This window comes from Pseudomonas sp. BT76 TE3572, from assembly GCF_050435365.1.
GTDB lineage: Bacteria > Pseudomonadota > Gammaproteobacteria > Pseudomonadales > Pseudomonadaceae > Aquipseudomonas > Aquipseudomonas fluorescens_W.
The window spans coordinates 2,465,610-2,481,631 of sequence record NZ_JBNDKE010000001.1; the positions used below are offsets into that span (position 1 = coordinate 2,465,610).

The window sequence follows — 16,022 nt, forward strand, 5'->3', positions numbered from 1 at the left end:
TTTATAGTAATTCTCATATAGATTTAAAGTATTGCTTCACCTTGCCCGACAAATAGTCCTGCTCGAGTACCTGCCCCCCCCTTCACCTGTGTTGCGCCATATGTCCCCGGCTAAATTCCCCGCCACTTTCATCGTTTACAGGACAGCTCCCCGTCCCTTTGAACGACGGGCCGATATTCATAGGCCGGAACCCTGCATGAAACGTCCCCGACAGACCCGACGCGCCCTGCTTGTAGCACTTTGCCTGATCCCCGTTATCGCCATGGCCGCCTGGCAGATCATCCCGCCCGGCCGCGACCAGTTCGCCACCGTTCAGGTCACCCGCGCCGACATCGAAAGCAGCGTCACGGCCTTGGGCACCCTGCAACCTCGACGTTATGTCGACGTCGGTGCCCAGGCGTCCGGGCAGATCCACAAGATCCACGTGGAAGTCGGCGATGGGGTGAAGGAAGGCCAGTTGCTGGTGGAGATCGATCCGTCCACGCAACAGGCCAAACTCGACGCCGGGCGTTTCTCCATCGAAAACCTCAAGGCGCAGCTGCAGGAGCAACGGGCGCAGCACGACCTCGCCCGGCAGAAATTCCAGCGTCAGCAAAACCTCAAGGCCGGTGGCGCCACCCGCGAAGAAGACGTGCAGACCGCCGAGGCCGAACTGCGTGCCACCCAGGCCCGCATCGACATGTTCCAGGCGCAGATCCGCCAGGCCCAGGCCAGCCTGCGCAGTGATCAGGCGGAACTGGGTTACACCCGCATCTATGCGCCCATGAGCGGAACCGTCGTCGCACTTGACGCCCGGGAAGGCCAGACCCTCAACGCCCAGCAACAAACGCCCCTGATTCTGCGCATCGCCAAGTTGTCGCCGATGACCGTCTGGGCCGAGGTGTCGGAAGCCGACATCGGTCACGTCAAACCCGGCATGACGGCCTGGTTCACCACCCTCAGCGGCGGCAACCGTCGCTGGAACAGCACGGTGCGACAGATTCTGCCGGTGCCGCCCAAGCCGCTGGACCAGACCAGCCAGGGTGGCGGCAGCCCGGCCAGTTCGAGCAAAAGCGGCAGCGCTCGCGTGGTGCTGTACACCGTACTGCTCGACGTCGACAACGCCGACAACGCGCTGATGGCGGAAATGACCACGCAAGTCTTCTTCGTCGCCGAGCAGGCGAAAAACGTCCTCACCGCACCTATCGCAGCCCTGCAAGCCGGCACTGGAGCGGACAATCAGACCGCGCAAGTCGTCGCCAAAAACGGCCGCATCGAGCCGCGTGACGTGCGCACCGGCATCAGCGATCGCCTGCGGGTGCAGATCCTCGACGGCTTGCAGGAAGGCGATCACCTGCTGATCGGCCCGACTGATGGGAGTGGCGGCTGAATGCTGACGCCCCTGATCGACCTGCACGACATCCGCAAAGCCTACGGCGGCGGCGATTCACCGGAAGTCCACGTGTTGCGCGGTATCGACCTGTCGATCCATGCCGGGGAGTTCGTGGCGATCGTCGGTGCCTCCGGCTCCGGCAAGTCGACGCTGATGAACATCCTCGGCTGCCTTGACCGTCCGACCTCAGGCGAATATCGCTTCGCCGGGGAAAACGTCGCCGCACTCGACAGCGACGAACTGGCCTGGCTGCGCCGCGAAGCCTTCGGCTTTGTGTTCCAGGGTTATCACCTGATCCCGTCCGGTTCGGCCCAGGAAAACGTCGAGATGCCGGCCATCTACGCAGGCTTGCCGGCCACCGAACGCCACGCCCGCGCCGCCGCCCTGCTCGATCGCCTCGGCCTGGCCTCGCGCACCGGCAACCGTCCGCACCAGCTCTCCGGCGGCCAGCAACAACGAGTGTCGATCGCCCGCGCCTTGATGAACGGCGGCCACATCATCCTCGCCGACGAACCCACCGGCGCCCTCGACAGCCACAGCGGTGCCGAGGTCATGACCCTGCTCGACGAACTGGCGAGCCAGGGCCACGTGGTGATCCTCATCACCCACGACCGCGAAGTCGCGGCCCGGGCCAAACGCATCATCGAAATTCGCGACGGACTGATCATCAGCGACAGCGCCCAGGACAATCCCGAAGCACAGTCCTCGGCCAACCCTGGCGCGCTGCAAGCGGTGGACTTACGCAAGCGCCTGACCGAAGGCGCCGAAGCCACCGGGGCCTGGAAAGGCGAACTGGTCGATGCGGTGCAAGCCGCATGGCGGGTGATGTGGATCAACCGCTTTCGAACCGCACTGACGTTGCTCGGAATCATTATCGGCGTGGCGTCGGTGGTGGTCATGCTGGCCGTCGGTGAAGGCAGCAAGCGCCAGGTCATGGCGCAAATGGGCGCGTTCGGCTCCAACATCATTTACCTCAGTGGCTCGTCGCCAAACCCGCGTACGCCGCTGGGCATAGTCACCCTGGATGACGTCGCGGCGGTGGGAAGCCTGCCACAAGTGACACGGATCATGCCAGTCAACGGCCAGGAGGCCGGGGTGCGTTTCGGCAATCTCGACCACTTGAGCTACGTCGGCGGCAACGACACCAACTTCCCGGCGATCTTCAACTGGCCGGTGGTGGAAGGCAGCTATTTCACCCAGGACGATGAACGCAACGCGGCGGCAGTCGCGGTAATCGGCCACAAGGTGCGGACCAAGTTGCTCAAGGACGTCGCCAACCCGATCGGCCAATACATCCTGATCGAGAACGTGCCGTTCCAGGTGGTCGGCGTACTCGCGGAAAAAGGCGCCAGCTCCGGCGATTCCGACAGCGACGACCGCATCGCTATCCCCTACTCCGCTGCGAGTGTGCGGTTGTTTGGCACCCACAACCCCGAATACGTGGCCATCGCCGCCGCCGATGCGCGCAAGGTCAAGGAGACTGAAAAAGCCATCGAACAGTTGATGCTGCGCCTGCACAACGGCAAGAAGGATTTCGAACTGACCAACAACGCGGCGATGATCCAGGCCGAGGCACGCACGCAAAATACCCTGTCGCTGATGCTCGGCTCGATTGCCGCGATTTCATTGCTGGTGGGCGGCATCGGTGTGATGAACATCATGCTCATGACCGTGCGCGAACGCACCCGCGAGATCGGTATCCGCATGGCCACCGGCGCCCGTCAACGCGACATCCTGCGCCAGTTCCTCACCGAAGCGGTGATGCTCTCGGTGGTCGGCGGGCTTGCCGGGATCGCCCTTGCACTGATCGTCGGCGGCGTGCTGATCCTCAGCGAAGTCGCCGTCGCGTACTCCTTGATAGCGGTACTCGGCGCCTTCGGCTGCGCCCTGGTCACCGGTGTTGTCTTCGGCTTCATGCCGGCCCGCAAAGCTGCCCGACTCGACCCGGTCACGGCCCTTACCAGTGAATGATCGATCTATGAAGCCGCCACTCAGCCTGCTGACCCTCTGCCTGTTGCTCGGTGCCTGCGGCAGTCCCGCCCAGCGCCCGGACAGCGGCCTCCAGCCGCCCGCCGCCTGGCAATCGCCACACACTCAAAGCGCTACTCGCAGCCACCTGCAATGGTGGACGCAGTTCGGCAGCCCGCAGCTTGATCAGTTGATCGAACAGGCGCGGGTCGGCAGTTACGACCTGGCCGCCTCCATCGCTCGGGTGCGCCAAGCGCAAGCCGACACCGTGATTGCCGGCGGCTCGCTGCTGCCGGAGGTCAAGGCCGGCCTGAACGCCAATCGGCAGAAACTGTTGCGCGGCAACGGCTACAGCCAGCTTGATGCCGACGGCGATAACAAGGCCGTCGATTACTTTAACGCCAACCTCACCGCCACTTACGAAGTCGACTTCTGGGGCGGCCAACGCGCTTCCCGCGACAGTGCGCAATTCGGCTTGCAGGCCAGCGAATTCGATCAGGCGACAGTGGAGTTGACGCTGCTCAGCGGCGTGGCCAACAGCTACGCGCAAAGCTTGTCGTTGCGTGAGCAAAGTCGCATCGCAGCGCTGAATCTGACGAACGCGCAGAATGTTTTGAAACTGGTGCAGACGCGTTTTGACTCAGGCTCGGCGACGGCGTTGGAACTGGCGCAGCAGAAGAGTCTCGTCGCCGCGCAACAGCGACAATTACCGCTGGTGCAGCAACAGGCTCAGGACGCACAGATCAGCCTGGCCGCCCTGCTCGGCCGGCCGGTGCAGGAGTTGTCTTTGGGTCAGGAGCGCTTTGATCAACTGTCATGGCCAACCATTGGCGCTGGCCTGCCCAGCGAGCTGATCAGCCGTCGCCCGGACATCGCCCGCGCCGAAGCGCAATTGGCCGCCGCACAAGCCGACGTCACCGTCGCCCGCGCCGCCCTGTTGCCGGCGGTGACCCTCAGCGCAGAAATCGGCTCTGGTGCCGACCGCGCCGCCGACGTCCTGCGCAATCCCTTCTACAACCTCACCGCCGGACTGCTCGCGCCGGTCTTCAACAATGGTCGCCTGAGCGCCGAGCGTGACAAAGCCACGGCCCGTCAGGAAGAACTGCTGGAGACGTATCGCGGGGCGATCATCAATGGCTTCGCCGATGTGGAAAAAGCGTTGAACAGCATTCGCGGACTGGACGAACAGCGGCAGTGGCAAGGTGAAGAGCTGAACCAGGCGCAGACGGCCTTCAACATTGCGCAAAGCCGTTATCAGGCCGGGGCCGAGGATTTGCTCACGGTGCTGGAGACACAGCGTACCCTGTATGCGGCGCAGGATCTGAATGTGCAACTGCGGTTGTCGCGGTTGCAGGCGAGTATTGCGCTGTACAAAGCGCTCGGCGGCGGGTGGCAGGTTTTATAATTTTCTTTGTCATTAAGGGCCTCTTCGCGGGCAAGCCTCGCTCCTACAGGTATGAATGATGCCCCTGTAGGAGCGAGGCTTGCCCGCGAAGAACGATAACGCGGTCTCCCGGTTTAACTCGTAATCGGTTTAGCCTTCAAATGCCTTGCATACCAAGGCCGTTGCGGCACCTTGCGGAACAGATCCGCCAGTTTCTTCCCGTCATCACCAAAGGTAATCCGCAACGCCAGCTTCATGGTTTCCGGGTCCATTTCCACCGATTTGCCGGTCTGCAACCCAGGCGTGGTGCTGCAACCATGGGTGCTAGGGCCGAGCCACGGGTCGTCGATCTCGACCCAACGCCCAGGCGCAAACCACGCCACGCCATTGACCTCAAGCCGACTGACCTCCCCCGGATGAAAGCGCTCGTGCGCACGGAACCAGTCTTCCAGTCGATCATCGATCCAGCCATGGAAATGCCAGAACACCGGGTTTACATGAGACGAAAACGGGTCGCCGAGAAAGTCGTTTTCCGGCGCATACCAGCGCGCGGAAAAGTCCGCCGGATCCCGGGCAAACGGCACGGGATGACCGTTGGACGGATCACGCGGGACCGAAGCCCAGCGCATGTGCAGCCAGTCGTGCAGCCCCAATTCGACCTCTGAACCAAACTGACCCAAGGTCAATTTCGACAGGTAACGCGGATCGCGGTACTGCGATTCCCAGACCTGGAAATTGCTGTGGTAGGTCTCGGCGGTCTTGATGTCACTGACCCATTGCGAGTACTCGGCATCGTCGTCAGCCAGCCAGGTCGGCGGCAGCGCGGTGCCGTCATGGTTGTCAAAATAATGGGCGAAACCAACGCGATCACGCGCCAGTTCCGGCTGCGGCAATGGGAAGTGTTGCCAGGATGGCAAGTCCTGCAGGGAGCGCGCCTTGCCGAGCATGTGCCGGTGCATGAAGAAAAAGTCCACGCCCGAGCCGTTACGATCCTTGCGCGCGCCACGGGCATCACGCTCCTTGTCTCGCGGACCAGGCTGCCAGCCAATGCCACGCAGGGCACCGCGCTTGTCTTCGGACAGGGTGTGCCATTTGTCCCGGGAGGCATGCCAGAGCTGGTGAAACAGCCGATGTTCAGGCGACACCAGCCAGGCCAGCAACGACGGATTGAGACCGGTGCGCTCTCGGGCTTCGGGGAACACACGCTTGACGGCAATGAAGCGGTTGTCCTGCGCCGTCAACATCAGCGGACGGTCCAGATTCACCACCCGACCACTGAGGGTGCCGCTGCCAGCATTGCCGAAACCGGCCCAGACTTCGTCCAGCAACAGGCTGAATTCATAATCCGCTGTGCCACTGGCGCTGAGCAGTCGCCAGCTCAACTGCGCCGGTTTCGCGCCGGCCAGGTCGCCGAGCACTCGGTAACGCGGCGTTTCGCTCGAACGCAAACGCTCGGCGGTGTCGAGGAACCCGCTCAAGCCGCGACCTTTGTGGCCGATGTCGAGAAACACCTCCAGCCCGTCCCGTGGCAGGCCTTCGATGCCGGCGTCATGACCTTCGAAACGAATCTGCCAGACACCGCGCAAGGTGTTCGCCAAGTGCTGGCCGGCAACATCCGCCACATCGAATGAAGCTTCGCCGGGGGTGATCGTCGGATCCGGTTTGGTCCATTCACGATGCCCATAAAAAGCCGCAGGCACGGCGGCACCGGTCAGCGCCAGGCCTGCCATGAACCATCGTCGAGAAATCGTCATTGCCCTACCTGTGTCAGCCATGAAGCAGGCTTTATCCAAGCTAGAACGTTTGTTGAGTCTGGAAATTTAAGAGCTTCGCGGGCAAGCCTCGCTCCTACAGGTTTTGTGGTTACCGCATGATTTGGGTACGACACAACACCTGTAGGAGCGAGGCTTGCCCGCGAAGAGGCCATCTACCCCACTAAATTTCTAACTGGGCCACTCGTTCTTCCCAGATAGCAAAGGCCCCTGCGCCTGCCCCCAACGGCGAACCTGACTGAGACGGCAATGACAAAACCACGTTCGAAAAAGGCTCTTTACATCGGCCTGCCGCTGGCCCTGGCGATCAGCGCCGGTGCAGGCTTTGCGGTCTGGGATTACGGGTTCAAGGACAATCCCGGTTACCCGGTCAAGGTGATGAAACAGGCCGATGAACTGCACGAGCGAATCCTCTCCTTCGACAGCCACGTCACCGTCCCGTTGGACTTCGGCACCGCCGGCAATGAAGCGGACAAGGATGGCACCGGGCAGTTCGACCTGGTCAAGACCGGGCGCGGACGCCTGTCCGGCGCGGCGCTGACGATTTTCGGCTGGCCGGAAATCTGGAACGGCGCCAACGCCCCGCACCGCCCCACCGCCGGTTTCGTCGACGAAGCACGGTTCGAGCAGGAAACCCGCTACAAAATCATCAGCACCCTGGTTCGCGACTTCCCCAATCAGGTCGCCATCGCCTACACCCCCGACGATTTCCGCCGCCTGCACGGCGAAGGCAAGTTCGCGATCTTCATGAGCATGCTCAACGCCTATCCGCTGGGCAACGACCTCAACGCTTTGGACAAGTGGGCGGCGCGCGGCATGCGCATGTTCGGCTTCAGCTACGTGGGCAACAACGCCTGGGCTGATTCGTCCCGGCCGTTGCCGTTTTTCAACGATTCCCGCGACGCCCTCGGCGGCCTCTCGGAGATCGGCAAGCAGGCCGTGCACCGACTCAACGACCTCGGCGTGATCATCGACGTTTCTCAGATGTCGACCAAGGCGCTGGAGCAAGTCGCCCAGTTGAGCCGTGCGCCGATGGTCGCGTCCCACTCGGCGCCGCGAGGGTTGGTAGACATCCCGCGCAACCTCAGCGATCAGGAAATGCAGCTGATCAAGAACAGCGGCGGCGTGGTGCAGATTGTCGGCTTCCCGACCTACATCCGCCCGCTGAGCCAGGCCACCCAGGACAAACTCAACGCCCTGCGCGCACGCTTCGACCTGCAACCGTTGCAAGGTCTGGAGATGGCGCTGATGCCGGGCGACCCGGTGATCACCGTCTGGTCCGAGCAACGCTTCGGCGAGTACGCCAGTCAGCTCTATGCCATCGTCGACGAGGAACCCAAGGCCACACTCAAGGACTACGGCGACGCGATCGACTACGCGGTGAAGAAAATCGGCATCGACCACGTCGGCATCAGTTCCGACTTCAACGACGGCGGCGGTCTGGACGGCTGGAAAGACGTCAGCGAGGCCCGCAACGTGACGGCCGAGCTGATCAGTCGCGGCTACAGCGAAGCCGATATCGCCAAACTCTGGGGCGGCAACTTCCTGCGGGTCTGGGACCAGGTGCAGAAGTCTTCCAAACCTGTGGCGAAAAACTGATTCTCTCTTTTGCAGAAGCGAACCGAGCTCATGACCAACCGTCGTTCATTCCTCAAGCAGGCCGGTATTCTCGCGGCCGGCCTGCCCTTGGGCGCAGCCGTGAACCTGCCGGCGCTGGCCGCCAATCCGGCGCCGCTGCCGAAGGATAAGTGGGCGCAACTACGCCAGATGTTCAATCAGGACCCGGATTACCTGCACTTCGCCAACTTTCTGGTGACCTCACACCCAAGACCGGTGCGTGAAGCGATCGACATGCACCGCGCCAACCTCGACCGCAACCCCGGCCGGGCCATGGATTGGGACCTGGGGGAAACCGAAAAACGCGAGCAGGAAGTACGCATCTGGGCCGGTCGCTACCTCAAGGCCAAGCCCGAGCAAATCGCCCTCACCGGCAGCACCACCGAAGGCCTTTCACTGATCTACGGCGGCATTCATGTGCGCCCCGATCAGGAAATTCTCACCAGCGAACACGAACATTACGCGACGAACTATGCCTTGGCTTACCGCCAGCAAAAGGACGGGGTCAAGGTTCGCAAGCTCAAGCTGTTCGAGCACAGTCACAGCATTTCCGTGGACGAAGTGCTGGGCTCGATTGCCAAAGGCATTCGCCCCGAAACCCGAGTGCTCGGCATGACGTGGGTGCAATCGGGCAGCGGCGTGAAACTGCCAATCGGCGAGATCGGCAAACTGGTGGACGAACAGAACCGCAACCGCGCAGAAAAGGACCGCATCCTGTATGTGGTTGACGGCGTCCACGGCTTCGGCGTCGAGGACCTCGACTTCCCCGACATGCACTGCGATTTCTTCATTGCCGGCACCCACAAATGGATGTTCGGCCCGCGCGGTACCGGGATCATTTGCGCGCGTTCGGCCGAACTCAAGGACGTGACGCCGACCATCCCGACATTCTCCGAAGCCACCACCTTCTCGACCATCATGACCCCCGGCGGCTATCACAGCTTCGAACATCGCTGGGCCCTGAACGAAGCCTTCAAGCTGCACCTGGACCTGGGCAAGGCCGAGGTCCAGGCGCGCATCCACGCGCTCAATACCTATGCGAAAAACCGCTTGCTGGAGCACCCGCAGATCGAACTGGTGACGCCAAAGAGCCCGGACCTGTCGGCTGGTTTTACCTTCTTCCGGATCAAGGATCGCGACTGCGAAAAAGTCGCCGTCCAGTTGATGGAGAACCGCGTGGTCTGCGACTCGGTGGACCGTGACGTCGGCCCGGTGATCCGCATCGCCCCTGGCCTGCTCAACACTGAAGAGCAGATCGACCGCTTCATGGCCTTGCTGAGCAAGATCGCCTAACGCAGAACCCTGTAGGAGCGAGCCTGCTCGCGATAGCGGTGTATCAGTCGACATCGACTTCGCCTGATACACCGCTATCGCGAGCAGGCTCACTCCTACATTGGACCTTACAAGACTCCAGTTTTTTCTTTGAACGAGACACCTCATGAACAGTAATCCACTAACACTGCCGTTCAAGGCACTCGCCTTGTCCGCCCTCCTCGCTGGCCTGCTGCCGGCTGCCGCGCAAGCCGCGGCAACGACGCAACCGGGCAAGGTGTTCAAAGACTGTCGGGACTGCCCGGAAATGGTCGTGCTGCCCGCCGGCACCTTCACCATGGGCACCCCGGACGATGAAGTCGGTCGCGAACCCGATGAAGGTCCGATGCATGACGTGACCTTTGCCAAACCGTTCGCCATGAGCCGCTTCCAGGTCACCGCCGGTGAATGGGACAGCTACGTGCGCGAGAGTGGCGTGACCATCGCCAACGGCGACACCCGGCCGGGTCGCGAGTGCGTCGCCAGCAAGCCGCGCTATCCGCAAAGCCCGCGTCAGCCGGCGGTGTGCATGAACTTCGACGACGTGAAAAACTACGTCGCCTGGCTGTCGAAAAAAACCGGGCAGACGTACCACATGGTCAGCGAAGCCCAACGCGAATATGCCGCGCGCGGCGGCAGCAAAGGGCCGTTCCCCTTCCCGTTCGATGTGGGCAAGGAATACAGCATCAGCAAACACGCCAACACCTATGGCCCGGCGGACGGTTACAGCTACAGCTCACCAGTGGGCAGCTACCCGCCGAACGCCTTCGGCCTGTACGACATGCACGGCAACGTTTACGAATGGGTCGAGGACTGCGAACACCCTGATTACGTCGGTGCGCCCACTGATGGCAGCGCCTGGGTCGAGCCCAAATGCGAAGCCGTACGGATTCGTGGCAACGACTGGGGTGAAGCGCCGGTGTTCTCGCGCTCCGGCAACCGCAACAGCCAGTACCCGCAAGAGCGTGGCGACTGGATGGGGTTCCGCATCGTGCGCGACCTGTAAGCCGTCACCCCAACCGGTCGCCGCCAGTCGGCGGCCGGCTAAATTAAGCCTTCCACCAGACGTTCTACTGGGTATCTGCCTTCACGACCCAAGGAACTGTCTTCCATGACCCAGCCTACCCGTGGCGCCATCGGCGAATTGTTCGCCCTGTTGAAACCCTTTCGGCTCATCGTCGCCGCGTCCATTTTCCTGGGCATGGTCGGCGGCCTGAGCGTCACGGTATTGCTGGCGACCATCAACAACGCCCTGCATTCGGACACCGGCCTGACCCAAGGCGTCGTCGCCCTGTTCGCCGGCCTGTGCCTGCTGGCGCTGGCCAGTTCGATCTGCTCGGACATCGGCACCAACTACGTCGGCCAGCACATCATCGCCAAGCTGCGTAAACAGCTGGGCGAGAAAGTCCTGTCGGCCCCGATCGAGCAGATCGAACGCTATCGCAGCCACCGCCTGATCCCGGTACTGACCCACGACGTCGACACCATCAGCGACTTCGCCTTCGCCTTCGCGCCGCTGGCCATTTCCGTCACCGTGACCCTCGGTTGCATGGGCTACCTGGCCATTCTGTCGTGGCCGATGTTCCTGATCATGGTCGCCGCCATTCTGATCGGCACGGCGATTCAGGCCTACGCCCAGAGCAAAGGTGTTCAGGGTTTCATGGCCGCACGAGAGGCCGAAGATGAACTGCAAAAGCACTACAACGCGATTGCCGAAGGCGCCAAGGAACTGCGCATTCATCGTCCACGCCGCCAGCGCATGTTCGTCTCGGGCATCAAGGCTACGGCCGAGTTCATCTGCAACACCCAGGTGCGTTCCATCAACACTTTCGTGATCGCCAAGACGTTTGGTTCGATGCTGTTCTTCGTGGTCATCGGCCTGGCCCTGGCCTTGCAAACCTTCTGGCCGAGCGCCGACAAAACCGTGATGAGCGGCTTCGTGCTGGTGCTGCTTTATATGAAAGGCCCGCTGGAGCATTTGATCAGCACCTTGCCGATTGTCAGCCGCGCGCAGATCGCCTTCCGCCGCATCGCCGAACTGTCGGAGCAATTTTCCACCCCGGAACCACATCTGCTGCTCAGCGATAAAGGCAACGTCAAACAAGCGGTGCACGAACTGAAACTGGCCGATGTACGTTTCAGCTTCCCCGCTGCCGAAGGTGCTGCGCCCTTCCAGCTCGGGCCGGTGAACCTGACGATCAAGCAAGGCGACATCACCTTTATTGTCGGCGAGAACGGTTGCGGCAAGACCACGCTGATCAAACTGCTGCTGGGCCTGTACACGCCGCAGCAGGGTGCAATCCACGTCAATGGCGAAGTGATCGACGCCGCCAACCGCGATGACTATCGCCAGTTGTTCACCACGATTTTTGCCGACTATTACCTGTTCGACGACGTGGTCCAGGGTGATACGCACATCCCCGAAGACGCCAACAAATACCTGCAACGGCTGGAGATCGCGCACAAGGTCAGCGTCAAGGACGGCAACTTCACCACCACCGACCTCTCCACCGGCCAGCGCAAACGCCTGGCCCTGGTCAATGCGTGGCTGGAGGAACGTCCGGTGCTGGTGTTCGATGAATGGGCGGCCGACCAGGACCCGACCTTCCGCCGGATTTTCTATACCGAGCTGCTGCCGGACCTTAAGCGTCTGGGCAAGACCATCATCGTGATCTCCCACGATGACCGTTACTTCGACGTGGCGGACCAACTGGTGCGCATGGAAAGCGGACGGGTCGTCACTGAGTTCGCTCCCGCCTGATCGCTGAACACATCTTTGTGGCGAGGGAGCTTGCTCCCGCTGGGTCGCGAAGCGGCCCCAAAAAATGGGACTGCTACGCAGTCCAGCGGGACGGTGCGGCGTTCCGACAAGCTCCCTCGCCACAGGACCGCGAAAAACCTAACTCCTTCCACCTTTCGGAATTTTATTTTCCCGGTTTCTTTCCGGTTTCTCGTTCGTGCCGCGTCTAATAATCATTCTTACTAACAAAAACTCTGCACAACACTTTTTCAGGAGCTCAGGTAAGTAATGCGACCTCATACACGCCGCACACCTCTCGCGCTGGCCGTACAGCGCCCGACTTTGCATCGCACCCTGTTCACTAGCGTACTGCTGACCGCCACCTTGCTGGGGAGCTCGATGGCCAATGCTGCACCTGTAAAAGTGAATATTGCAGGTCAATCGCTTTCCAACGCGCTGACCGAACTGGGCATGCAGACCAATCTGCAAATCCTCTACAGCCCGGATCAGGTTGCAGGGATCAAGTCTCGCGCAGTGTCCGGCTCGCTGGAACCGTCCGACGCCCTCGCCGCCCTGCTGAAAGGCACTGGCATTTCGTTCCAGATCAGCGGCAATACCGTCACGCTGGTGTCCGGCGGCGGCTCGAGCCTGCAACTGGGTGCGACCACCATTTCCGGGCAGGCCCTGGGCCTGACCACTGAAGACACCCATTCCTACACCACCGGCGCCACCACCACCGCGACCAAGCTGCCGTTGACCCTGCGTGAAACGCCGCAATCGGTGACCGTGGTGACGCGTCAGCAAATGGACGATCGCGGTGTCACCAGCGTCGCCGACGCGTTGCGCAACACCCCCGGCGTTACGACACAGAAGTACGACAGTGACCGTACCGAGTTTTCCGCCCGAGGGTTTGCCATCACCAACTTTCAGTACGACGGCGTCAACATCCCCTACGACGGCGTTTATGGTGAAAACCCTAACAACAGCGACGACGCGGCCAGCCTCGATCACATCGAAGTCATCAAAGGCGCGACCGGCCTGATGACCGGCGCGGGCGACCCGTCCGCCACCGTCAACCTGATCCGCAAGAAACCGACCAAGGACTTCAAGGCGTCGGTCAGCGCCACCGCCGGTTACTGGGACAACTACCGCACCGAAGGCGACATCTCCGGCTCGCTGAACGATACCGGCAGCGTGCGCGGCCGTTTTGTGGGTGCCTACCAGGACAAAGATTCGTACATCGATCACTACAGCCAGAAGAAAGACCTGTACTACGGCATCCTCGAAGCTGACCTGACCGATGACACCCTGTTGACCCTGGGCGTCGACAAGTCCAGTGCCACCCCGCGCGGCAGTTCCTGGACCGGTAACGCGCCGTACTTCACCGACGGCGGCCGCACCAACTTCTCTCGCAGTTTCAACCCGGGTGCCGACTGGAGCCGTCGTGATTTCGACAGCATCACTTACTTCGCGTCGCTGGAACAAGCACTGGCCAATGACTGGAAATTCAAGGCCAGCTTCGACCAGAAAACCACCGATCACGACACCCAACTGGCCTCGGCCAGCGGCGGCAGCCCGGACCGCGCCACCGGCGAAGGCATGTTCTTTTACTGGGGTCGCTGGGAAGGCCATCGCGTGCAGAATACGGCTGACGTGAACGTCTCGGGCCCGTTCAGCCTGGGCGGTCGCGAGCATGAACTGGTGGCAGGTTTCATGGCCTCCCACTCCCGTCAGACCGGTTCGACCTTCGACAGCAGCGCCTTCGGACAGGTGACGGGCAACATCTTTGACTGGGAAGGCCATCTGGCGAAACAGGATTTCCCGAAAAACGGCAAGTACGAGCGCACCCAGAGCCAGAACGGCGCTTACCTGGCCACGCGCCTGCGTCCGACGGACGACCTGTCGTTCATCCTTGGCGGCCGTTTGAGCACCTACAAGTACAACGAGGATTACGCCTACTATCCAGGCACCGGCCAGACCGACACCCACGCCAGCTACAAGGAACATGGCGTCGTTACGCCTTATGCCGGTGTGGTCTATGACCTGGACGATACCTACTCGGTCTACGGCAGCTACACCAGTATCTACCAGCCACAAATCTACCAGGACGCCAGCGGCAAAACCCTGGAGCCGGTTGAAGGCAACAGCTACGAGACCGGCCTGAAGGCGGCCTACTTCGAAGGCCGGCTGAACGCCAGCCTGGCCTTGTTCCGCATTGAACAGGACAACGTCGCCCAATACGTCACCACCAACACGGACACCGGCCGCGACGTCTACAAAGCAATCGCCGGCGCCACCACCAACGGTGTGGAACTGGAACTGGCCGGCGAACTGGCTCAGGACTGGAACGTGTCTGCCGGCTACACCTACGCCCGCACCCGTGACAAGGACGAACAGCGCATCTTCGGTTTCCCGCTGGCCACCAGCAAACCGGAGCACGTGATTCGTACGTTCACCACCTACCGTCTGCCCGACGCGCTGGACCAGTTCACCGTCGGTGGCGGCATCAGCTGGCAGAGCGCCTTTTACGGCCAGAGCTACAGCCCTAACGTGGGTAATGGCGAAGGCGGCAGCACCATGCTCAAGCAAGGTGGCTACACCCTCGTGGACCTGATGACCCGTTTTCAATACGACGAGCACCTGAGCTTCACCGCCAATGCCAACAACGTCTTCGACAAGAAGTACCTGACCGGCCTGGGCAACTTCGGCACCACGTTCTACGGCGAGCCGCGTAACCTGCAGATCACTGCGAAGTATGATTTCTGAGTGGCTGAGCTGAAATGAAAAATGCCCGTATCGCGAGATACGGGCATTTGATCGTTCAAAGCCGCGAACGCAGCCACTCCGCCACTTCCGCATGAATCCCCTCAACCTCCCCCAACAACCCCGCCATACGCAAAAAGTCATGGGTCATGCCAGGCTGTTCCAGCAGCGTCACCTCATTCCCCGCAGCACGCAACCGATCCGCATACGCCAACCCTTCGTCATGCAACGGATCATGCCCGGCCAGGTACACCAGCGCCGGCGCCACACCCGACAGATCCTCCGCCAGCAACGGCGAGCACCGCCAATCCGCCAGATCCTGCGGCGTGCGCCCGTAATGCGCGTAGAACCAATCCAGCGTCGGCGTCTCCAGCAAGTAACCCTCGGCAAAATCCCGATGCGACGCACGCTGGGTCGTGGCATCCGTCACCGGGTACACCAACAATTGTGCCTTGGGTTTCAACGCCAGTTCCTCAGGCTCACGCACGGCCATGATCGACAACACCGTCGCCAGCGTCGCCCCCACGCTGTCACCAGCCACGGCCACTCGCGTTGCGTCCAGACCATGCGTCGCGCCCTCGCGCACCAGCCAGTTCCCCGCATCGCAGGCATCCTGCACCGGCGTCGGGAACCGCCATTCCGGCGCCAGACGATAATCCACCGTCAACAAGGCAAAACCGCCCTGCGAGGCCAGCCGCCGACACAGCGCATCATGGGAATCGAGACTGCCGACCACATACCCGCCGCCATGGAAATACAACACCACCGGTTGCAGCCCATCGACCGATTGCCCGTTGCGATACACCCTGGCCGGCAGGCTGTGGCCATCTCGCGCGACGAGGGTGAAGTCCTCGCAGGCAACGCTGTCCAGCGGCACATCGAGAAACCCCGACGACGCTTCGAAATCGAGCCGCGCCTGTTGCGGCGACTGTTCATGCATCGCACGACTTTTGCCGGTCATCCGGCCGAACTCGGCGAGTTCTAGAAAAGCTTCAAGTTCTGGCAACACGGCCATGGAAAAATCCTTCTACACAAAAGGGTCAGTAATCAGGCAACACACAATCTTCAAATCAGCGAGAACCCTGTGGCGAGGGA

10 protein-coding genes are annotated in these 16,022 nt (G+C 61.6%); 8 read left to right on the top strand and 2 right to left on the bottom strand.

The annotated features are described in order from the left end of the window. Positions 1-196: 196 nt before the first annotated feature. Genes ABH912_RS11405 through ABH912_RS11415 form a run of 3 tightly spaced genes read left to right on the top strand, consistent with a single transcriptional unit; the run spans position 197 to position 4,745 of the window. Positions 197-1,369 (top strand): efflux RND transporter periplasmic adaptor subunit, encoded by a 1,173-nt coding sequence (locus ABH912_RS11405; RefSeq protein WP_429510697.1) that lies wholly within the window; start codon positions 197-199, stop codon positions 1,367-1,369. Then, positions 1,370-3,343, top strand: coding sequence for a MacB family efflux pump subunit (locus ABH912_RS11410; protein ID WP_429510698.1), 1,974 nt, complete (start codon positions 1,370-1,372; stop codon positions 3,341-3,343). It begins immediately after the preceding gene. A gap of 7 nt (positions 3,344-3,350) precedes the next feature. Further along, a complete protein-coding gene (locus ABH912_RS11415) occupies positions 3,351-4,745 on the top strand; it encodes an efflux transporter outer membrane subunit (RefSeq protein ID WP_033061139.1) in 1,395 nt (464 codons plus the stop codon). Positions 4,746-4,858: 113 nt separating this feature from the next. On the opposite strand, the gene ABH912_RS11420 is transcribed toward ABH912_RS11415, so the two are convergent. Next, positions 4,859-6,478: a hypothetical protein gene (locus ABH912_RS11420; protein ID WP_033061140.1), complete on the bottom strand. Its 1,620-nt coding sequence runs from the start codon at positions 6,476-6,478 to the stop codon at positions 4,859-4,861. Between the two features lie 267 nt (positions 6,479-6,745). Here ABH912_RS11420 and pvdM point away from each other — a divergent pair, with 267 nt between their 5' ends. The 5 genes from pvdM (at position 6,746) to ABH912_RS11445 (ending at position 14,930) form a co-directional block, all read left to right on the top strand. Beyond that, positions 6,746-8,095 (top strand): pyoverdine-tailoring dipeptidase-like protein PvdM, encoded by a 1,350-nt coding sequence (gene pvdM / locus ABH912_RS11425; protein ID WP_033061142.1) that lies wholly within the window; start codon positions 6,746-6,748, stop codon positions 8,093-8,095. A gap of 30 nt (positions 8,096-8,125) precedes the next feature. Next, positions 8,126-9,406, top strand: coding sequence for an aminotransferase class V-fold PLP-dependent enzyme (locus ABH912_RS11430; RefSeq protein WP_033061144.1), 1,281 nt, complete (start codon positions 8,126-8,128; stop codon positions 9,404-9,406). A gap of 145 nt (positions 9,407-9,551) precedes the next feature. Next, positions 9,552-10,430: a formylglycine-generating enzyme family protein gene (locus ABH912_RS11435; protein WP_429510699.1), complete on the top strand. Its 879-nt coding sequence runs from the start codon at positions 9,552-9,554 to the stop codon at positions 10,428-10,430. A gap of 105 nt (positions 10,431-10,535) precedes the next feature. Next, entirely contained in the window at positions 10,536-12,185 is a 1,650-nt protein-coding gene (locus ABH912_RS11440; RefSeq protein WP_033061147.1) for a cyclic peptide export ABC transporter, read from the top strand. Between the two features lie 267 nt (positions 12,186-12,452). Beyond that, entirely contained in the window at positions 12,453-14,930 is a 2,478-nt protein-coding gene (locus ABH912_RS11445; RefSeq protein WP_429510700.1) for a TonB-dependent siderophore receptor, read from the top strand. 55 nt (positions 14,931-14,985) lie between these two features. On the opposite strand, the gene ABH912_RS11450 is transcribed toward ABH912_RS11445, so the two are convergent. Continuing rightward, the gene (locus tag ABH912_RS11450; protein WP_429510701.1) at positions 14,986-15,942 is read right to left on the bottom strand and encodes an alpha/beta hydrolase; all 957 of its coding nucleotides are present in this window, start codon (positions 15,940-15,942) and stop codon (positions 14,986-14,988) included. Between the last annotated feature and the right edge of the window lie 80 nt (positions 15,943-16,022).